Source organism: Microbacterium sp., from assembly GCF_049650565.1.
Lineage (GTDB): Bacteria > Actinomycetota > Actinomycetes > Actinomycetales > Microbacteriaceae > Microbacterium.
The window spans coordinates 125,203-143,544 of record NZ_JBASAK010000028.1 but is presented as its reverse complement, the minus strand read 5'-3'; the positions used below and the strand labels follow the sequence as shown (position 1 = coordinate 143,544).

Sequence of the window (18,342 nt, the reverse complement as noted above, 5' to 3'; positions counted from 1 at the left end):
ATGCGATGCCCTCCGCCTCCGCGGCCAAGATCCACTGGTTCGCCCGACTCGAACACCGCGTCCATGTCTCGCGCGAACGCCGCGCCCGCAGACGTGGTCGTTCGGCGACCGTCGTCCCGATTCCGGGCTACGGCGGAACCGGCTGGGTGCGGGTGGTCGGGCGGGTGCTGATCCTGCCGCCTGTGCCGAAGAAGGCGCGCGACGAGGCGGCCGGCGCACGCGGCTGGCGCGCATTCGCCGGCATCCCGGTCGGCTACGCGGCCGTGCAGGTGCACGTGGGCGGACGCACGCACGACGTGGTCGCCGACCGCGGCGGCGTGATCGACACCGTCATTCCCGCGGACCTCTCTCCCGGCTGGCAGACCTTCACGATGTCCGTCGAAGGCCGGGAGCCCGTGGAGGCCACGGCGTTCATCGTCGCCGACGATGCGCGCTTCGGCGTGGTCTGCGACGTGGACGACACCGTCATGGTCACAGCCCTCCCCCGGCCGTTCGTGGCCGCGTGGAACTCCTTCGTGCTCGACGAGCACGCGCGCACACCCGTGCCCGGGATGGCCGTGCTGCTGGAGCAGCTGCGCCGCGATCGCCCCGGCGCACCCATCATCTACCTGTCCACGGGCGCGTGGAACGTGGCGCCCACGCTGCGCAGGTTCCTCTCCCGGAACCTGTTCCCCGCGGGGGCCATGCTGCTCACCGACTGGGGCCCCACCCATGACCGCTGGTTCCGCAGCGGCCGCGACCACAAGACGAGCAACCTGCAACGACTGGCCGAGGAGTTCCCCGGCGTGCGGTGGCTGCTCATCGGCGACGACGGGCAGCACGACGAGTCCATCTACTCCGACTTCCTCGAGCGCAATCCCGGGTCCGTCGCCGGCGTCGCCATCCGCCGCCTGCTGCCCGCCGAGGCGGTGCTGGCCGGTGGCCGCGCCACTGTCCAGCACGTGGCAGGGTCCGTACCCTGGGTGAGCGCCGAGGACGGCGCGGGCCTGCGGGATCGGCTGCGCGAGGCCGGCATCATCGACACCGCGTCATGAGACTGCCCCGCGACGCGTGGATGCAGCGCGCCGGAGTGCATCAGGAGCGCGCGGATGCCCTGACCGCGGCGCACCGCGAGCGCGCGGCCCGCGGCGAGAAGCACCCGGTGTGGGACTTCCTGTTCACGTACTACGGCTACAAGCCCGCCTTGCTGCGCCGCTGGCATCCGGGCTCGGGAATCGTGCTCGAGGACGCACCGGAGCGCGCAGGGTGGCGCTGGTACACCCCCGCCGGCCTCGGCGATGCCGTGATGCCGGATCCCGAGGCCTTCCGCACCGAGAAGCCCCAGTTGGCGGGCCTGGTGGAGCGGATGCTGCGCCGCACAGCGTCTCGCCCGGGGCAGTTCGGCTGCTTCGGCCTGCACGAGTGGGCCATGGTCTACCGCGAGGCCGAGCACCGGCATCCGGCGCCGCTGCGACTGGGCCAGGCGGGCACGGATGCCGTGGTCGAGGCGCACGAACTGCGCTGCACGCACTTCGACGCGTTCCGGTTCTTCACGCCGGATGCCGTGCCGCGCAACCGCCTGTCGCCCACGCGCGACTCGCAGCCCGATCTGGAGCAGCCGGGCTGCCTGCACGCGGGCATGGACCTGTACAGGTGGGCCGTGAAGCTCGGGCCGCTGATTCCCGGCGAGCTGCTGCTGGACGCTTTCGAGCTGGCGCGGGACATCCGCCTGCTGGACATGGAGGCCGCGCCCTACGATCTGTCGGAGTGGGGCGTGCAGCCGGTGCGCATCGAGACGCCGGAGGGCAAGGCCGAGTACGTGCGCCGCCAGCGCGGCTTCGCCGAGCGCGGCGCGGTCATGCGGGAGCGGATGCTGGCGGCCTGGCTGGGGCACTGACCTGGCTGGGCACTGACCTGACTGGGGCACTGACCTGACGGGGTCACTGAGCCGGTCGAAGTGTCGCCAGCTGCATGCGCAGCGCCATGACGTGCTCGGCGGCATCCTGCAGTCGCGCGGCGGGCAGTCTACCGTCCTGCACGGCCTGCACGATGGCCCGGGCGATCTGCCCGGCCGTCTGCGGCGTGGAGCCCGCGATGACCAGCACCATGTCGTTGCCGGCCGCGATCGCCGCCACGCCGTCGGCCACCAGGCCCCGGTAGGCCGGCACCCCCGAGGAGGTGAGCATGCCGATGTCGTCGGTGATCGTGAGCCCGGCGAAGCCCAGCTCGTCGCGGGCGATCTCGTGCCAGCGCGGCGACAGCGAGGCGGGGGCGGAGTCCACGGCGGCGTACGCCAGGTGGCCGAACATGAGCACCTCGGCTCCGGCGGCGATGCCGGCCTGGAACGGCACCGCCGGGCCCTGCCGCCACTGCGCCAGTGCCAGGTCTGTGTGCGGGATGCTGACGTGCGAGTCACCCGGCGTCGCTCCGTGACCCGGGAAGTGCTTGAGCGTGGACAGCACGACGCCCTTCTCACCGTTCACGGCCGCGGTCACGCGCGCGGCTGCGGACGACGGATCCGCACCCAGCGCGCGTGGCGCGATGAACGCCGTGGGATTGGCGGGGACATCGGCGATGACGCCGAAGTTCAGGTTCGCGCCGATCTCGGCGACCATCTTCGCTCGCTGTGCGAAGACCTGCTGCACCCGAGCGGGATCGTCGGCCTGGAGTCCCCTTCCACCGGGCAGCGTGTCCCACGGCAGCCGGGAGATGTAGCCGCCCTCCTGGTCGATGGCGATCAGCGGCGGCAGGTCGGCATCCAGCGTGAGGGCGTCCGTCACAGTGCGCTCGGCGGCGGCGTCAGCGGCGATGTTGTCGCCCATCAGGATGAAGCCGCCCAGCGGCGCGCCGTCGGCACCCGAGGCCATGAATGCGCGGAGGGCGGCGGGGTCGGTTCCCGGGATCGTGCCCATCACGACGCTGGAGGCCTGCTGGGCGGGGCTCATCCGCGCCACTGCCGCCTGCACGGGATCCGGGGTCGGAGTCGGGGTGGGGGTCGCGGTCGGCGACGCGGCCCGTGATCCCGTCGGCCCGGCCGGAGCTGTTGCGGGCGCGCAGCCGACCAGGGCGATCACGGCGAGCGCTGCGATCGCCGTGCCCCAGGCGGATCTGCGCATGCCTGCGACTCTAGGCGATGACGCTGACAACTCCCACTGATGGGTTCCTGAGCCTGTCGAAGGGCCCTGCTTCGAGTCCGTCGAGACTGCGCCGCACGCCCTTGGCCGCCGAGCGCCCCGCGCGGTTGGCGCCGATGGTGCTGGCCGAGGGGCCGTAGCCCACCAGCTGGATCCGAGGATCCGCGACGGCAGTGGTCCCCCGGCCGTTCCGGGCGAGCTGGATGCCGCCCTGCGGGCTGCGCAGATGCAGCGGCGCCAGGTGTGCGATGGCGGGACGGAAACCGGTGGCCCACAGGATCACGTCGACCCGCTCGAAGGATCCGTCCGCCCAGCGCACGCCGTCGGGCTCGATGCTCTGGAACATCTCACGGCGGGCAGCGTACGCGCCGAGCCGTTCGGCCGTGCGCTCCTGCGGACGCAGCACGAGTCCGGTGACGCTCACCACGCTCTGCGGCGGCAGGCCCCGCGCGACGCGCTGTTCGACGAGGGCGACGGCCGCGGCGCCCGCCTCGGGCGTGAAGTCATCGGTGCGCCACACCGGCGGACGGCGCGTCACCCACACGGTATCGGTGATCGGGGCCAGCGCGCCGAGGAACTGCACGGCAGAGGCTCCACCGCCCACGACCAGCACCCGCTTGCCGGCGAAGTGCTCAGGGCCCGGGTAGTCGACGGTGTGCAGCTGCTCGCCGAGGAAGGTCTCCATACCCGGGTAGTGCGGCAGGAAAGGCTTCGACCAGGTGCCCGTGGCGTTCACGAGGGTGCGCGTGCGCCAGGTGGCCCGGGCGGCGCGCACCACGAGGATCCCCCCGTCGTCACTCACCTCGCGCACGGTCACGGGCCGGATGATCGGCAGGCCGTGCTCGTGCTCATAGGCGGCGAAGGTGCGCGGCACGGCCTGATTGGCGCGCTCCGTCGTGTGCGCGGGCGGGCTGTCGCCGGGCAGCTCCGCGACGCCGTGCACGTCGAGCATCGTCAGCGCGTCCCATCGGTGCTGCCAGGCCCCGCCGGGATGCTCGTTCGCATCCAGCACGACGTGCCCGATGCCGAGTCGCTTCAGGTGGTACGACGTCGACAGGCCCGCCTGGCCGGCTCCGATCACGATGCTCTGAAGGATGCTCACACCGCGGCCCAACGCCCGGAAGGGTGCGGATGTTCCCTTGCTACACTGGCCGGCAAGCGACCGCCGGGACGACCCGGCGGAGAGATCACAGGCGGGGACGGCCCTGCGGATTCGGCATCCGCCATGCGAACCCTGCTGCGCTCCACCCTCACCCCCATCGCCGTCCTGCGGCTGGTGCTGGGCTGGGGCTCCTTCCTCCTGCTGCTCGTGCTGGCGCCCTTGCTCGCCGGTCCGCTCCCGGTCTGGCTGCTGTGGCTGATACTGGCCGGCATCGTCGCGGTCATCACCGTCAGCGCGTTCGGCGTGGTGACGGAGGCCGAGCATCTCGCCGACCGCCTGGGCGACCCCTACGGCACCCTGGTGCTGACCCTGTCCATCGCCGCCATCGAGGTGATCCTCATCTCAGCCGTCATGCTGGGGCCGGGTGAGCATGCGACCATCGCCCGCGATTCGGTGATGGCCGTGTCGATGATCATCATGAACCTGGTGATCGGCGCTTCCCTGCTGGTGGGCGGGTACCGGCATCCGGATCGGCGCGCCAACAGCACGGGCGTCTCGCTGTATCTCGGGATGCTGATCGTGCTGCTGACCGTCGCCTTCGCCCTCCCCGGGCTGATCGGCGACGGCACGGGGGCCTACACGCCCGCGCAGGCGATCATCGTGGTGATGCTGACCGTGGGCGTGTACGCCTTCTTCCTGGTGCGGCAGATGGGCGCGCAGCGCACGGACTTCCAGGAGATCGAGGAGGCCTCGCCACCGGCATCCGCTCCCGCTCGTCCGCCGATCCCGCGGGTGCTCTCCGAGCACCGCGCCGAGCTGACAGCGCGCACCGCGCTGCTGATCGCGATGGTGCTGCCGATCGTGCTGCTCTCGCACGACATGGCCGTCCTGCTGGACGAGGGACTGGATCGTCTGGGGGCTCCGGTCGCGCTTTCCGGCATCCTCATCGCGATGATCGTTTTCCTGCCCGAGACCATCACCACCATCCGCGCGGCCGCCGGCGGTGAGCCTCAGCGGGTCAGCAACCTGTGCCACGGTGCGCTGGTGTCGACGGCGGGACTCACGATCCCCGCGGTGCTGACGATCGGGCTGCTCACCGGGCAGCACGTGCTGCTCGCCGAGACTCCGGTGAACCTGGTGCTGCTGGGCGCCTCGCTGCTGCTGACGCTGGCCACGTACTCGGCCCGCAGGCTCACGCCGCTGCACGGCGCGGTGCACCTGCTGGTGTTCGTGCTGTACGGGCTGAGCGTGTTCGCCTGAGCGCCGGTCGGCGGGCCTGTGCTCACGCCTTCTCGGCGGTGCCGAACTCCCCCACCAGATAGGTCATGGTGCGGGCCACGCAGTCCGCATCGCACCGCCCGGCCTGATAGCCGCCCCCGCAGGTGATGAGCTCTTTGAGCACGGGGATGAGTTCGTTCGATCGGGCGCCCAGAGGCGCCAGGTCACGGCCGGCCTCCCTCTCCTGCGCCTGGTAGCCGCGCACCGCGGCGATCATGGCGTCCGTCATGTCCTGCACATCGATGTCGCCGCGCAGGAAGCCGGGTCCCATCGCGATCGGCGCCTCGATGGCGGTCCTGATGCGGTCCGCCTGCTGCTCTGCCTCGATCGTGTCCACCATGGTCTGCTCCTTCGCGCTGCTCCCGGTACTTCCATTGTGCTCCCGATCCGGGTGAGAAGCTCAGCCCCGACGGTCGCGCAGCACTCCGTCGTGCAGCTCCAGCACGCGATCGGCGCGCGCCGCCATCGCGGCGTCGTGCGTGGCGACGATCGCAGCCGTGCCGTTCTCGTGCACGAGGCGGGCGATCAGCTCCATGATCTGCGCACCGGTCTCGCTGTCCAGCTGGGCGGTCGGCTCGTCCGCCAGCAGGATGCCGGGTGCCATCACCAGTGCGCGGGCGATCCCGACGCGCTGCTGCTGGCCGCCGGACAGCTCCCCTGGACGCTGCCCGGCATGATCGGCCAGGCCCACGTCGCGCAGCGCGTCCGCCACACGGCGATCCCTCTCGGCAGGCGCCATCCGGCGGATGCGCAGCGGCACCTCGACGTTCTCGGCCGCCGAGAGCACCGGGATGAGCCCGGAAGTCTGGAAGATCGAGGCGATGCGCGATCCGCGCAGAGCGGCGACGTCGGTGGAGGCGTCAGCGAGGTCGGCGCCGTCGACGAGCACCCGACCGGACGTGGGACGGTCCAGACCGCCCAGCATCGTCAACAGCGTGGTCTTGCCCGCCCCCGACCTGCCGGCGACCACCACCAGCTCTCCCGCCCGCACGGACAGTTCCGCCTCGCGCACGGCCGCCACGTCGCCCGACGGGCTCGGGAAGACCCGGGACAGCGCCTCGGCCTCCAGCACGGCGCTCATCAGGAATCCTCCTCGCGGTCGGGCGCGACGCGCACATGATCGGGCTCCAGGCTCAGCCTCACCCGCTCGCGCAGGTCGAGGGCCGACACGAAGTCGGCCGGCAGCTGCATCCGTCCCGCACGATCGAGCACCGCGTACTCCCTGGCCGTGCGCACGGCGACGCCGTCTTCACCCGTGCTGCGGCTGCGCAGCGTCTCCGTCGACGTGCGCCCGTCGCGGATGCGCACGGTGCGCTCGACGTGCTCGGTCACACCGGCATCGTGCGTGACGATGAGCGTGGTGACGCCGCGCTCGCGATTGACGATCTCCATCGCCGCGAGGACCTCGGCACTGGTCTGATCGTCGAGCTCGCCCGTGGGCTCGTCGGCCAGCAGCACGCGCGGCCGGTTGGCGAGAGCCACGGCGATCGCGACGCGCTGCCGCTGCCCGCCCGAGAGCTGTGCGGGACGCTTGTCCGCGAAGTCCGCGGCGCCCAGTTGCGTCAGGAGCTCGTCGGCGAGAGCCCCCCGCTCCCCCCGTGGCACGACGCCCGCCATCTCGTGGACCATGGCGATGTTCTCCCGTGCCGAGAGGTACGGCAGCAGATTGCGGGCGGACTGCTGCCACACGAACCCCACACTGCTGCGGCGGTATCTCAGCCTCTCCGCGCTGCGCATGGTCACCAGATCGTGCCCCGCCACGCGCGCCGAGCCGGCCGTCGGCCTGTCGAGCCCGGCCAGGATGCCGAGCAGGGTGCTCTTGCCCGATCCGGAGGCGCCGATCAGCGCCACCATCTCGCCCGTCGCCACCCGCAGCTCGAGTCCCTGCAGCGCCTGCACCTCCACGCCCTGCGCGGTGAAGATCCGCACCAGGCCCGCGCAGACGATCGCACCATCCGACATGTCACTCATCCTCTCCCGACCTCCGGCTCACGGCATCCGCTCATCGCCCGCGCGGATCGCGTCCGCAGAATCCAGCCGTGCGGCCAGTCCTGCGGCCACCGCGACGGAGAACGCGGCGACCAGTGCGAATCCGACCACGGCCGCGAGCGCCCACACGCCGCCCAGCGACACCGGCGGCTGCGCCGACCCTCCCACGAAACCCCGCAGATCCAGCTGCGGGATGACCAGCATCGCCGTCGCGACTCCCGCGCCCACGCCGAACGGCAGTGCCAGCAGCAGCGCAGGCGCCACCTCCCAGGCCACCAGGCGGCCCGCCGTGCGGCGGACGCTCCCCAGCGTGCGCAGGATCGCCAGCATCCGCGCCCTCGTGTCCGCCCCCAGTGCGAGCGTGGCGATGATCGCGACGGTCAGCAGCACCGCCACGATCCCACTGGCCGCCAGCAGCGCGCCGCGCACGACGGCGTAGCCGGGATCCTCGGCGTGCGCAGCCACGACGCGTTCGGGGGTTGTGAACACGGCATTGCCGCCCGCTGCGGCGACGGCCGCGGCGCCGACGGCATCCGGGTCGGAGCCGGGCTCGGTCGCGAGATACAGCTGGGAGTAGCCGGTGCTGTCCTGCCCGACGGCTTTCGCACCCCCCACATCGACGATCACCCACTCGTCGGTGCTGCCGAAGGGCACGTCCGACGTCACGACGCCCACCACCCGAACCGGCGTCCGGCCGATCTTGAGCTTCGCGCCCGCGCCACCCAGTTCGTTCCACAGCCCCTGCGACATGACCACCGGCACGGGTCCGTCCGCGCGCTCGCCCAGTGACGCCGGCAGCGGGATGCGCGTGTCGAATCCCTGCTGCACGCGCGCGAACGCGGTACGGTCCAGCACGTACACCCTGGTCTGCTGCTCGGTCGTGCCTGCGGAGATCTGCGCGTTGCCGCCGTCCTGCGTCGCCGCCAGCGCGGCCACGCCGTCCAGCGCTGCGACGTCCTTCACCGCGGCATCTGTGATGTAGGCGGCATCCACCCGCACGTCGGCTCCGACGTCGATGTCGGCCGCCCGCACGATGCCGCCGGAGACCGTCGCCGCGAAGGAGATGGAGAAGACGGCCACGCCGAGCCCGGCGACGACGCCGAAGACGGGTGCGGTGCGCACGGCCGACTCCCGGCGCGCGCGTGCCGGGCCCAGCAGGGATTCCAGCGATGCGCGGCGCGCCCCGCGGCGCTCTGCCAGCCTCAGCAGCACGGGCAGCAGTCTCAGGGTGAGGATGCTGCCCGCGACGCCCAGCAGCACGGTCAGCGCCAGCAGCACCGGATCCGCGCCGCCGCCCTGCCCGCGCATCATCACGAGGATCCCGAGTGCGGCTGTCGCCGCGAGCGCCAGCAGCTCCAGCGCGATCCTCCCGGTCCCGCGGCCGTGCTTCTCGCCCAGGTCACGGCGACCCTCGGCGGCGGCGTCCGCGAGCGTGCTCCACGGCAGGGCGACAGCCGGGACGAGCGCGAGGACGACGGGCACGGCCAGCACCCAGCCGCCGTCCAGGCCCCACATCGCTGCGGCGCCGCCCACGCCGACCGCGGCTCCGATCACGCCCAGCAGCGCACCCTCCCCGCCGAGCAGGGCGATCAGCCGTCCGAGGGAGGCGCCTCGTGCGCGGAGCACGCGGATGCCCGCCACCCGCCGCACCGCGATGAGCCGGGCCACCAGTGTCAGCACCACCAGCGCCACCATCATCGGGCCGACCGCCGCCACGGTGACGACGGGCGTCATGGCGTTCGCGCGGGAGATGCCGGCATCCAGCGCCTGCGGCAGCGCGGAGTGGAACTGCAGACCACGGCTGTAGAAGCCGTTGTCCGGCATGCGGATCGCGACCACGTCGGCCGAGAGCAGGCGCAGCTGCGCGGAGGCGCGTTCGGCGGTGGTCACGTCCACTCCCGTGGTCCAGAACGGCATCCAGGAGTTGATCTTGGCGTTCCTGGTCCACTCGTCCAGGAGCGAGGCCTCGTCGACCTGCATGAACGCCGCGCCGATCAGGATGCGGTTGCCGCCCCCGTCGACCTCGACGCGCGGGGTCGCCGATCCGCCGATGAAGGTCCAGTCCCCGGCATCCTTGCCGTTCGGCGTCACGATGCCGACCAGGGTCAGTTCGAGCCGGTCCCAGCGGCGCCGCTCACCGACCCGCCACTTCAGCTCGTCGGCGACCTCGCGGGTGAACACGATCTCGACGCCGTCGGCGGGATCGGTCTTTCCCGGCATCCGTCCCTCGGCGAGATCCACACGCCCAGCGAGACCCGGGTCGGAGATCAACCCGACGCGGTTCAGCGGCACCGGGGTGGTGCGCTGCGGGTCGTCGTCGACCGTCGCGGACGGATCCAGTCCGACGGTGATGCGCGGCGTGCCCAACAGGCTGCGCAGCGGCTCCGGCTGGGTGCGGCGCACCTGCTCGACCGCCGCCAGCGCACCGCCCCAGACGCCGAGGCCGTCGTCGGACGTGCGACTGGCGAGCGGCAGCCCCGGTGCGGTCGCCGACGGCCAGCGCGTGAGGTCGGGGACGGATGCCACGCCGCGGCGGATGGTGGCCGTGCGCCCGTCCGACAGCAGCGCGGGCGCCGCCACGGCCAGTGCGGAGAGCACCGCGATCACGACGATGACCAGCAGCGACAGCAGCGGCGTGGTCGCCGCGCCCCGGGTCAGCAGCCGCGTCCGCCCGCTCATGCGCCCGCTCCCAGTACCACGGGCAGGACGAGCCAGGCCACGACCGCGCCGAGCGCGCCGCCGACGAGCACCGCGTAGATCGCCACCCCCGCCGTCTCCCCCGTTCTCATCGCACGCTGACGGCGGCGCGACAGCCCGAGCGCGCGCAGCACCACGGGTTCGCCGCGGCGCTCGCCGCCCATCGCCGAAGCCGCGGCGAGGAAGCCCAGGACCCCGAGCGCGGCAGCCGCCAGCGCACCGGCGCTGAGCACAGTGGGAGCGACGGACGTCACCGGCGTCGCACTCACCTGCGCGGCGGTGAGGAGGCGGGCGGGGTGCGCGGTCGCCGCCCGCAGCCTGCGCACGGTGTCCGCCGGCTCGTTGCTGTCCACCCACAGCTCGTCAGGCGCGATGTCGGCGCCGGTGAGGCTCAGCTGCTCCGCGGCGACGGCCACCCCCCAGCCGGTTCCCACGGTCGGCAGGGAATCGACGATGCGGGCGACGCGGAATCGCACAGCCTGGGCGCTGAAGCGCACCTCGCCCGTGAACACCGTGCCGCCGGCGGCCTCGAGCCGGTCGGCGAGGCTGCGGGTGACCTCCACGGGGATGCCGCCGTCGGAGCCGACGGGAAGTTTCATCCCGCCGACCCGTTCGTGCGATGGCGCGGCCAGCAGCACGGCCTCATCGCTGCCGACGACCAGCCGCGTGCGCAGCACCGGAGAGACGCTCCTCACCCCGGGCCAGGACGCGACCTCGGATGCCCGCACGTCCAGGGCATCGTCGGCTATCATCCGCACGTCGCCCGCCAGCTGCGCGATCCGCGTGCCCTGCTCGGCGGATCGGGCGGCCGAGGGCGCAGCCACGGCGAGTGCGACGGATGCCGTGGCGAGGGCCAGGCACAGGATCGCGATCGCCGCACCGCCCATCCGGCGGGCCAGCTGGCGAAGGGGCAGGATCGGCGAGATGCCGCGGGTGCGACGCAGCAGCCGCTCGGCCAGCCCCGCGAGCGGCACCGCGACCGCGGGTGCGAGGGCGCACGCCGCGATCAGCAGCAGGGCGGGCGCAGCCGCCGCGAGCGGATCCGCAGTGCCGTCTTCGCGGACAACACTGCCGGCTCCGAACAGCTGCCAGGCAGGCAGGGCCGCCGCTCCCGCGGCGACGAGGGCCGGCAGCAGCACGGCCGCCAGCGAGCGCAGGCCCGCGTCGGACCGCGCCGTGTCCGGCCGCATCCCGCTGCGCACGGTGAATGTCGCTGCGGCGACGGCGGAAAGTGCGACCGCAGCGGTTGCCGCCAGCACGCCGGTGCCGGTGATGCCGACGCTCGGCGCGAGCGCGGCCAGTGCCAGGAGCGCTCCCGCAGCGGCGACCACGGCGATCTCCGCGGCGGCGGTCGATGCGAGCCGGATGCTCGAGGCTCCGCGCGCCCGCAGCAGCGCGAGCTCCTCACGGCGGGACACCGCCAGCGTGCGCAGCACGACCCCCAGCACGAGGGCGCCGAGCAGGGCGAGGATCAGCGGCGGGGCCACCAGCAGACCCCGCGTGCCCGCCAGCGCAGCGGCCTGGCGCTCAAGCGTCGCCCCCAGCTCGCCGTCGATGCGGACGTTGTCGTGGTGCTGGGGGTCCACGGCATCCGGCAGGTCCTGCAGCGCCGTGAGTGCGCGCTGCAGCCCGGGGATGTCTGCCGGCGCCGTCCGCGTCGGCGTGATCTGCCACGTGACGGTGGGGGTGTCCTGGACGGCGGCGAAAGCCGCCGCGTCTACGACGGCAGGCCCGATGACCCCGTCGCTCTCGCCGGATGCGACAGACGGGTCGCCGAGCCATGCCGGGTCGGCCGGGTCGCCGGGCTTCCAGGTGCCGGCCAGGGTCAGCGGCGTTCCGCCGTCGGTGAGGGTGACGGCATCTCCGATGGTGAGATCCGCACGGCGCGCAGCCGGCGCGGTCAGTGCGAACTGTCCGCCCGACGTCGGCCAGGTCCCCTCGGCGAGGCGACCGAGTCGGATGATGCGGTCGTCCTGCAGCAGCCGCAGCGAGAGCTGCTCGCCCTGCGCCGACTGCACCCGCGCCTCCACCTCGACCTGACGCGACACATCGACATCCGCGCCGGTGAACGCCTCTGCGACGGCCTTGCGCACCCGGGTGTCCTGGGCTGCGGGGTCAGCGGCCTGATAGGCGACGACCCTCGCTGTCTGCGCGTCGGGTTCGGCACGGGCGAAGATCTCCGAGGCGCCGGAGGCCAGCATCCGCTGCGCCACGGCGTCGAGCGCGCCGATGCTGACCACCGCGAGCACGACGATGAGCACGATCAGCGACAGTCGGCCGAGATGCTCTCGGGCCCGCCTGGCGAAAAACGTCATCGTCCCTCATTCGCTGCGCACAACGCTGACCATCCTCGCCCCGGCTGTGCGCAGAGCGCAACAGGGGGAGATCAGAAATCGACGGCGTCGCGGATGATCGGGCACGTCATGCAGTGCCCGCCGCCACGGCCGCGACCGAGCTCCGCGCCGACGATCGGGATGACCTCGATCCCGGCGCTGCTGATGAGATCGTTGGTCTTCGTGTTGCGGTCGTAGGTGTAGACCACGCCTGGTTCCAGTGCCACGGCGTTGTTGCCGCTGTCCCACTGCTGGCGCTCGGACTCGTACACATCGCCACCGGTCTCCAGCACGCGCAGCCGGTCGAGATTCAGCGCCGATGCCACGACATCGGTGAAGGCCGCGTCGCCATGGTCGGTCACGTGCAGGGCCTCAGAGCCCGTGCCGGGGCGCAGGGTCACGGTGCGCACGGCATCCATGATGCGCGGGTACACGATGACCGCGTCCCTGTCCACGAACGTGAAGACGGTGTCCAGGTGCATGGCCGATCTCAGCTTGGGCATGCCCGCCACGATGACCTGCTCGGCAGCGCCCGACGCGAACAGCGATGCGGCGACCTGCGTGATGGCCTGCCGCGAGGTGCGCTCGCCCATGCCCATCAGCACGGCGCCGTTGCCGATGGGCATGACATCGCCGCCCTCGAGGGTCGCCGGTCCCGAGCCGTGCTCGGCATCGCCCCACCACACACGGGAGCCGGTGTAGTCGGGGTGGAAGGAGTAGATGGCCTTCATCAGCAGCGTCTCGTCGCGGCGCGCCGGCCAGTACAGCGGGTTCATGGTCAGGCCGCCGTAGAGCCAGCAGGTGGTGTCGCGCGTGTACAGCGTGTTCGGCAGCGGCGGCATGAGGTACTCGCTGGCGCCGGTGGACTCGCGGGCCAGGGCGAGGAACCCGTTGCGGTAGTCCGCCGGCAGGTCGGTCGTGGCCAGGCCGCCGATCAGGAACTCCGCCAGCTGCTCGGTGCCGAGGGATGCCAGGAAGGCGCGGGTCGGGTCGATGAGGCCGACGCCCACCTGGTCGGCGGTGATCTTGCGGTCCAGCAGCCAGTCGGTGGCGCCGGGGACGGCCAGGGTCTCCGTCAGCAGTTCGTGCAGCTCGACGACCTCCACGCCGTGCGCGCGCATGCTGGCGACGAACGCGTCGTGATCGCGCTGCGCGTTCTCGACCCACAGCACGTCGTCGAACAGCAGCGAGTCGGCGTTGGACGGCGTGAGCCGGTGATGCGCGAGCCCCGGGCGGCACACCAGCACCTTGCGGAGCCGGCCGACCTCGGAGTGCACCCCGTAGTCCACAGCAGTCGTCATTGTCGTTCCTTCCCCATGTCGATCCCTACGATCGTATTCCCGGGACGGAAGAAGCCCCGCGATCTCTCGCGGGGCTCCTCGATGGTGGACCTGAGGGGACTCGAACCCCTGACCCCCTGCATGCCATGCAGGTGCGCTACCAGCTGCGCCACAGGCCCATCTGCGCTGCGGGGCCTGTGGCCCGGCAACCTGTTCAGCATACTACGGAGATTCAGACCATCGCCAATCGCGGGCGATCGCCGGGAGTGTCGCGCGCCTATATTTCTCACATGACCTCTGATGGCACGAGCCGGCCGCTGACCAACTGGCACACTTCGCACGCCGAGCGTCTGACGGGCGGTCAGCGCGCAGCGGACCGCCTGCGCAACGGGATGGGCTCGTGGGCGTTCATCGCCGCGTTCGTCGTGCTCATGCTGGCCTGGGCAGTGGTGAATCTCACGGCGGTGGCATGGGATCCGTATCCGTACATCCTGCTGAACCTGTTCCTGAGCATGCTCGCGGGTCTCCAGGGCGCGATCCTGCTCATCGCCGCCAAACGGCAGGATGCCATCGCCGCTGCGCTCGCGCAGCACGACTACGAGACGAACCTCGCCGCCAAGAAGGGGATCGAGGAGCTGATGGCCATCAACCGGCTCCAGCTCGAGCTCCTCCGCGAGCTGCGCCACCCGGCTGACGACGCGCGATGAGACACGGCGGGACTACTCCCCGGCGACGCGCTCCGCGATCTCGATCGGGACGACGGGGCAGTCCTTCCAGAGGCGCTCCAGCCCGTAGTAGCTGCGCTCCTCGGCGTGGAAGACGTGCACGATCAGGTCGCCGAAGTCCAGCAGCACCCACCGTGCCTCCGCGCGGCCCTCGCGGCGCACGCGCTTGTGACCAGCTTCGAAGAGCTGGTCCTCGATCTCGTCGGCGATGGCGGCGACGTTGCGCTCGCTGTTGCCGGTGACCAGCAGGAAGATGTCGACTAGCGGCAGCGGCTCCGACACGTTCAGCGCGACGAGGTCCTCACCGCCCTTGGAGTCCGCCGCGTTCGCGGCGATCTGGAGCATCTCGAGGGCGTTCTGGGGGGACTGCATCAACCGAAGACTCCTGTGATGAAGGCGATGACCAGCGTCGTGGCGAGGACGATGGCCAGACCACCGGCGACGATCGCCAGGGTGATCATGAGCTTGTTGCTCTTGTCGGGTGCCGGCGGGCGGATGACCTCGCCCGCGGGCTTGGAGGTGCTCACGGCGGAGCTGGCGGCGATGGGCGTGGGCGAGGACGCCGGGGCGAGCTCGCTGTCCATGAATCCCGCGTCGGCGGCCCTGCCGTCGGCGGCGCCGAGAGCGTGTCCCTGCGAGCCCAGCCCCTCGGGCAGCGCATACGTGCCCGTGACGAGGATCTCGCCGGTGGAGGCGATCGGGCCGGAGAGGGAGCCGAGCCCCGGCGAAGGGGTGAAGATCAGCGCCGTGGATGCCCCGTGCTGGGAGTTCGAGGCCGTGCCGTCGAGCACGTCGTCGAAGCGCGCACCGGCGACGGGATCGGTGCGCCGCGCCTGCACGCCGATGCCGAATGCAGCGCCGACCTTCGGGCGATCGGGCTCGACGCCCTTGGGCTCGACGCCGTCGGGCTCGACGGTCTCGGTCTCGACGCCCTCGGGCTCGACGGTCTTGGGCTCGACGTCCGCCGGCTCGGCAGCCGGGGGCTCAGCACCCGCGGGCGCGACGGGCTCGGGCTCGGGCTGCTCGCTGACCCGGACCTCATCGGCGACATGTCCCGGAAGCATCAGGCCCCGGCCCATCACCTCGGGGACGATGCGCTTGCGCGGGGCGGGCGCCGCGGTCGCCGCGGGAGTCTGCTCGTCCTCGACAGGTCGCTCGAACATGGCGGCGACCCGGTCGCGATCCACGGAGGCGGGCGCGGGGTCCGCAACGGGCGTCGCCTCGGTCACGGCATCGAACCGCGGTGCGGGGGCGGGCGCATCCGTGAACGTCGGAAGGCCTGAGACGAGTCCCGCGCTCTGCGGCGGAACGGTCTCGCGGACATGCTCGGGCGCGACCGGGGCTGGCACCGGAGCAGGAGCCGCCTGGTCAGCCGCCGGAGCGTGCTCGGCGGCCGCCGCGGCGTGCTCGAGCGCGCGGATCTGGCGACGCGTCAGGGGTGCACTCGGGTGCGGCCGCTCCTCGACCGGCGCAGGGGCGATCTCGATCGGCTCTGCGGCACGCGGCAGGACGGTCGTCGGAGGCACGACGGCCGCAGCCGCCTCCTCCTCGCTGATGACCGGCGTGGAGCCGGTCAGACGGATCTCGCGCAGCTGCTTGCGAGTCAGCTGCACCTTCCCGTTCTCTTCCGATGTGCTCATGCCCTGCTCCGATACAGATGATGCTTTGCGATGTACTGGACCACGCCGTCCGGCACCAGGTACCAGACGGGCTGTCCGTTCTCGACCCGGTCGCGGCACGCCGTCGACGAGATCGTCAACGCCGGCACCTCGAGCTGGCTCACGTCATCCGTGGGCAGCCCGGCGGTGCTCAGCACATGTCCGGGGCGTGAGACCGCCACGAAATGCGCGAGGTCCCAGAGTTCATCATGGTCCCTCCAACTGAGAATCTGCGCCACGGCATCCGCTCCGGTGATGAAGAAGAGCTCCGCTCCCGGGCGCTCGCGCTTCAGGTCGCGCAGAGTGTCGATCGTGTAGGTGGGACCGTCGCGGTCGATGTCGACGCGGCTGACGGTGAACTGCGGATTGGATGCCGTGGCGATCACCGTCATCAGATAGCGGTGCTCGCTGGGCGAGACGTTCTGCTTCTGCCAGGGGCGGCCCGTGGGCACGAACACGACCTCATCGAGGTCGAAGGAATGCGCCACTTCACTGGCCGCGACGAGATGGCCGTGGTGGATCGGGTCGAACGTGCCGCCCATCACTCCGATGCGCGGCGCCCGAGCAGAGGAATCCTGCATGCGCCTAGTGGCTGTGCCCGTCCTCGCCGTGCTTCTCGGCGAATGCCTCGGCCTTGGCCGAGTGGCGGTTGGCGACGTTGCGGTACGAGAGGGTGACCAGCGCCAGAGCGGCGAAGATCACGGCCGCGATGATGCCGGCGATGACCGTCTGAGCCATCACGTTGTGTCCTGGGGCTTCGGCCGCGGCCATCGCGATCTGTGCGACGAGGTTCATTCTGGCTCCGTTTCTGGGCGGTCGGGCGAGCGCCTGTCCAGTCTAGCGCTCAGCCGCGGGTCTGACCTGACCCCCTGGCCAGCCATTTCGTGCTGGTCAGCTCGGAGACCCCCATGGGTCCGCGGGTGTGCAGCTTCTGCGTGGAGATGCCCACTTCCGCACCGAACCCGAACTCGGCGCCGTCGGTGAACCGGGTGGACGCGTTGGCCATCACCACCGCGGAGTCCACCTCGGCGAGGAAGCGTTCCGCGTTGCGGGAGTCGGTCGTGATGATCGACTCGGTGTGGCCGGTGCTGTACCGGCGGATGTGCGCGAGCGCGTCGTCGAGCGTGTCCACGACCTTCATCGAGATGTCCAGGCTCAGGTACTCGGTGGACCAGTCCTCCTCGGTGGCGGGGATCACGCCGGTGACGAGGCCGGCGACCATGTCGTCGCCGTGGATCGCGACGCCCTCGCTCTGCAGCGCGCCGGCCACCACGGGAACGAGCAGCGGCGCGGCCTGTCGCAGCACCAGCACCGTCTCGACGGCGTTGCAGACGCTGGGGCGCTGCACCTTCGCGTTCACGACGATGTCGCGTGCCCAGTCCAGCGGGGCGGACTCGTCCAGCACGATGTGCACCACTCCCGCGCCGGTCTCGATGACGGGCACGGTGGACTCGGTCACGACGGTCTCGATGAGTGCGGCGCTCCCCCGCGGTACCAGCACGTCGACGAAGCCGCGCCCGTGCATGAGCGCCCTCGCGCCGTCGCGGCCGAAGTCGTCGACGGTCTGGATGGCCTCGCGATCGACGCCGACCGATGCCAGCGCTTCGCGCATGAGCTCCACCAGCACGGTGTTGGACTCCTTGGCGGCGCTGCCGCCTCGGAGCACCACGGCGTTGCCGGCGCGCAGCGCGAGCGCCGCGATGTCGACGGTGACGTTGGGACGCGCTTCGTAGATGGCGCCGACAACGCCGAACGGCACCCGGACCTGCTCGAGGGCCACGCCGTTCGGCATCCGGTGCCCGCCCAGCACCTGGCCGATCGGGTCGGGCAGCGCCGCCACCTCGCGCACAGCGGATGCCAGCGACGCGACGCGCTTCTCGTCGAGACGGAGCCTGTCGATGAGCGCATCGCCGATGCCGCCCTCGCGTCCGCGCCGGATGTCGCGCTCGTTGGCGGCGATGATCCGCTCCGCATCCGCCTCGATGGCTCGGGCGATGGCCTCGAGCGCCTGCTCCTTCTGGCCGCTGGTCAGGCGTGCGACCTCGCGCGACGCCTCCTTGGCGCGCGCGAGGCGGTCCTGCGCGGTCTCGACAGGTGCCGGGGCGAGGTCGGATGAGGTCATGCGGTCAGTGTATCGGCGCTCGACGTCGCCGAGGGCCGTATGACC

General features: G+C 71.8%; 17 protein-coding genes and 1 tRNA gene. 4 read left to right on the top strand and 14 right to left on the bottom strand.

Going from position 1 to position 18,342, the window contains the following annotated elements; translation table 11 throughout:
• Window positions 1–5: 5 nt before the first annotated feature.
• The gene (locus WA967_RS04920; protein ID WP_424419773.1) at window positions 6–1,034 is read left to right on the top strand and encodes an App1 family protein; all 1,029 of its coding nucleotides are present in this window, start codon (window positions 6–8) and stop codon (window positions 1,032–1,034) included.
• Entirely contained in the window at window positions 1,031–1,876 is an 846-nt protein-coding gene (locus WA967_RS04915) for a 3-methyladenine DNA glycosylase (RefSeq protein WP_424419772.1), read from the top strand. Before WA967_RS04920 ends, WA967_RS04915 begins: the two co-directional genes overlap by 4 nt.
• 43 nt (window positions 1,877–1,919) lie before the next feature.
• Here WA967_RS04915 and WA967_RS04910 read toward each other — a convergent pair whose 3' ends face one another.
• Window positions 1,920–3,095 (bottom strand): glycoside hydrolase family 3 N-terminal domain-containing protein, encoded by a 1,176-nt coding sequence (locus tag WA967_RS04910; RefSeq protein WP_424419771.1) that lies wholly within the window; start codon window positions 3,093–3,095, stop codon window positions 1,920–1,922.
• Between the two features lie 10 nt (window positions 3,096–3,105).
• Window positions 3,106–4,215 (bottom strand): NAD(P)-binding domain-containing protein, encoded by a 1,110-nt coding sequence (locus tag WA967_RS04905; RefSeq protein ID WP_424419770.1) that lies wholly within the window; start codon window positions 4,213–4,215, stop codon window positions 3,106–3,108.
• A 123-nt stretch (window positions 4,216–4,338) separates the two neighbouring features.
• Here WA967_RS04905 and WA967_RS04900 point away from each other — a divergent pair, with 123 nt between their 5' ends.
• Window positions 4,339–5,475, top strand: a complete 1,137-nt coding sequence (locus tag WA967_RS04900) for a calcium:proton antiporter (RefSeq protein ID WP_424419769.1) — start codon at window positions 4,339–4,341, stop codon at window positions 5,473–5,475.
• 22 nt (window positions 5,476–5,497) lie between these two features.
• Here the strand turns inward: WA967_RS04900 and WA967_RS04895 are convergent, their stop codons facing one another.
• From WA967_RS04895 to WA967_RS04865, 7 genes are all read right to left on the bottom strand, one after another.
• Window positions 5,498–5,833 (bottom strand): hypothetical protein, encoded by a 336-nt coding sequence (locus WA967_RS04895; RefSeq protein WP_424419768.1) that lies wholly within the window; start codon window positions 5,831–5,833, stop codon window positions 5,498–5,500.
• Between the two features lie 60 nt (window positions 5,834–5,893).
• Window positions 5,894–6,574, bottom strand: coding sequence for an ABC transporter ATP-binding protein (locus WA967_RS04890; protein WP_424419767.1), 681 nt, complete (start codon window positions 6,572–6,574; stop codon window positions 5,894–5,896).
• A complete protein-coding gene (locus WA967_RS04885) occupies window positions 6,574–7,455 on the bottom strand; it encodes an ABC transporter ATP-binding protein (RefSeq protein WP_424419766.1) in 882 nt (293 codons plus the stop codon). Before WA967_RS04885 ends, WA967_RS04890 begins: the two co-directional genes overlap by 1 nt.
• A 27-nt stretch (window positions 7,456–7,482) precedes the next feature.
• Entirely contained in the window at window positions 7,483–10,161 is a 2,679-nt protein-coding gene (locus WA967_RS04880) for an ABC transporter permease (protein ID WP_424419765.1), read from the bottom strand.
• Window positions 10,158–12,494 (bottom strand): FtsX-like permease family protein, encoded by a 2,337-nt coding sequence (locus tag WA967_RS04875; RefSeq protein WP_424419764.1) that lies wholly within the window; start codon window positions 12,492–12,494, stop codon window positions 10,158–10,160. The genes WA967_RS04880 and WA967_RS04875 overlap by 4 nt, the downstream gene beginning before the upstream one ends.
• A 71-nt stretch (window positions 12,495–12,565) precedes the next feature.
• Complete coding sequence (locus WA967_RS04870) at window positions 12,566–13,813, bottom strand: arginine deiminase (protein WP_424419763.1); 1,248 nt, start codon at window positions 13,811–13,813, stop codon at window positions 12,566–12,568.
• 82 nt (window positions 13,814–13,895) lie between these two features.
• A tRNA-Ala gene (locus WA967_RS04865) sits at window positions 13,896–13,971 on the bottom strand.
• A gap of 111 nt (window positions 13,972–14,082) precedes the next feature.
• On the opposite strand from WA967_RS04865, the gene WA967_RS04860 reads away from it, so the two are divergent.
• Window positions 14,083–14,499: a DUF1003 domain-containing protein gene (locus WA967_RS04860; RefSeq protein ID WP_424419762.1), complete on the top strand. Its 417-nt coding sequence runs from the start codon at window positions 14,083–14,085 to the stop codon at window positions 14,497–14,499.
• A gap of 12 nt (window positions 14,500–14,511) precedes the next feature.
• On the opposite strand, the gene rsfS is transcribed toward WA967_RS04860, so the two are convergent.
• Genes rsfS through WA967_RS04835 form a run of 5 tightly spaced genes read right to left on the bottom strand, consistent with a single transcriptional unit; the run spans window position 14,512 to window position 18,297 of the window.
• Window positions 14,512–14,889, bottom strand: a complete 378-nt coding sequence (rsfS, locus tag WA967_RS04855) for a ribosome silencing factor (protein ID WP_424419804.1) — start codon at window positions 14,887–14,889, stop codon at window positions 14,512–14,514.
• Window positions 14,889–16,157 carry a hypothetical protein gene (locus tag WA967_RS04850; protein ID WP_424419761.1) on the bottom strand — a complete coding sequence of 423 codons (1,269 nt, stop codon included), beginning with the start codon at window positions 16,155–16,157 and terminating at the stop codon, window positions 14,889–14,891. Before WA967_RS04850 ends, rsfS begins: the two co-directional genes overlap by 1 nt.
• Window positions 16,154–16,756 carry a nicotinate-nucleotide adenylyltransferase gene (nadD, locus tag WA967_RS04845; protein WP_424419760.1) on the bottom strand — a complete coding sequence of 201 codons (603 nt, stop codon included), beginning with the start codon at window positions 16,754–16,756 and terminating at the stop codon, window positions 16,154–16,156. The genes WA967_RS04850 and nadD overlap by 4 nt, the downstream gene beginning before the upstream one ends.
• A 4-nt stretch (window positions 16,757–16,760) precedes the next feature.
• Window positions 16,761–16,970, bottom strand: a complete 210-nt coding sequence (locus WA967_RS04840) for a hypothetical protein (protein ID WP_424419759.1) — start codon at window positions 16,968–16,970, stop codon at window positions 16,761–16,763.
• A 49-nt stretch (window positions 16,971–17,019) separates the two neighbouring features.
• Window positions 17,020–18,297, bottom strand: a complete 1,278-nt coding sequence (locus tag WA967_RS04835) for a glutamate-5-semialdehyde dehydrogenase (protein ID WP_424419758.1) — start codon at window positions 18,295–18,297, stop codon at window positions 17,020–17,022.
• Window positions 18,298–18,342: the final 45 nt, after the last annotated feature.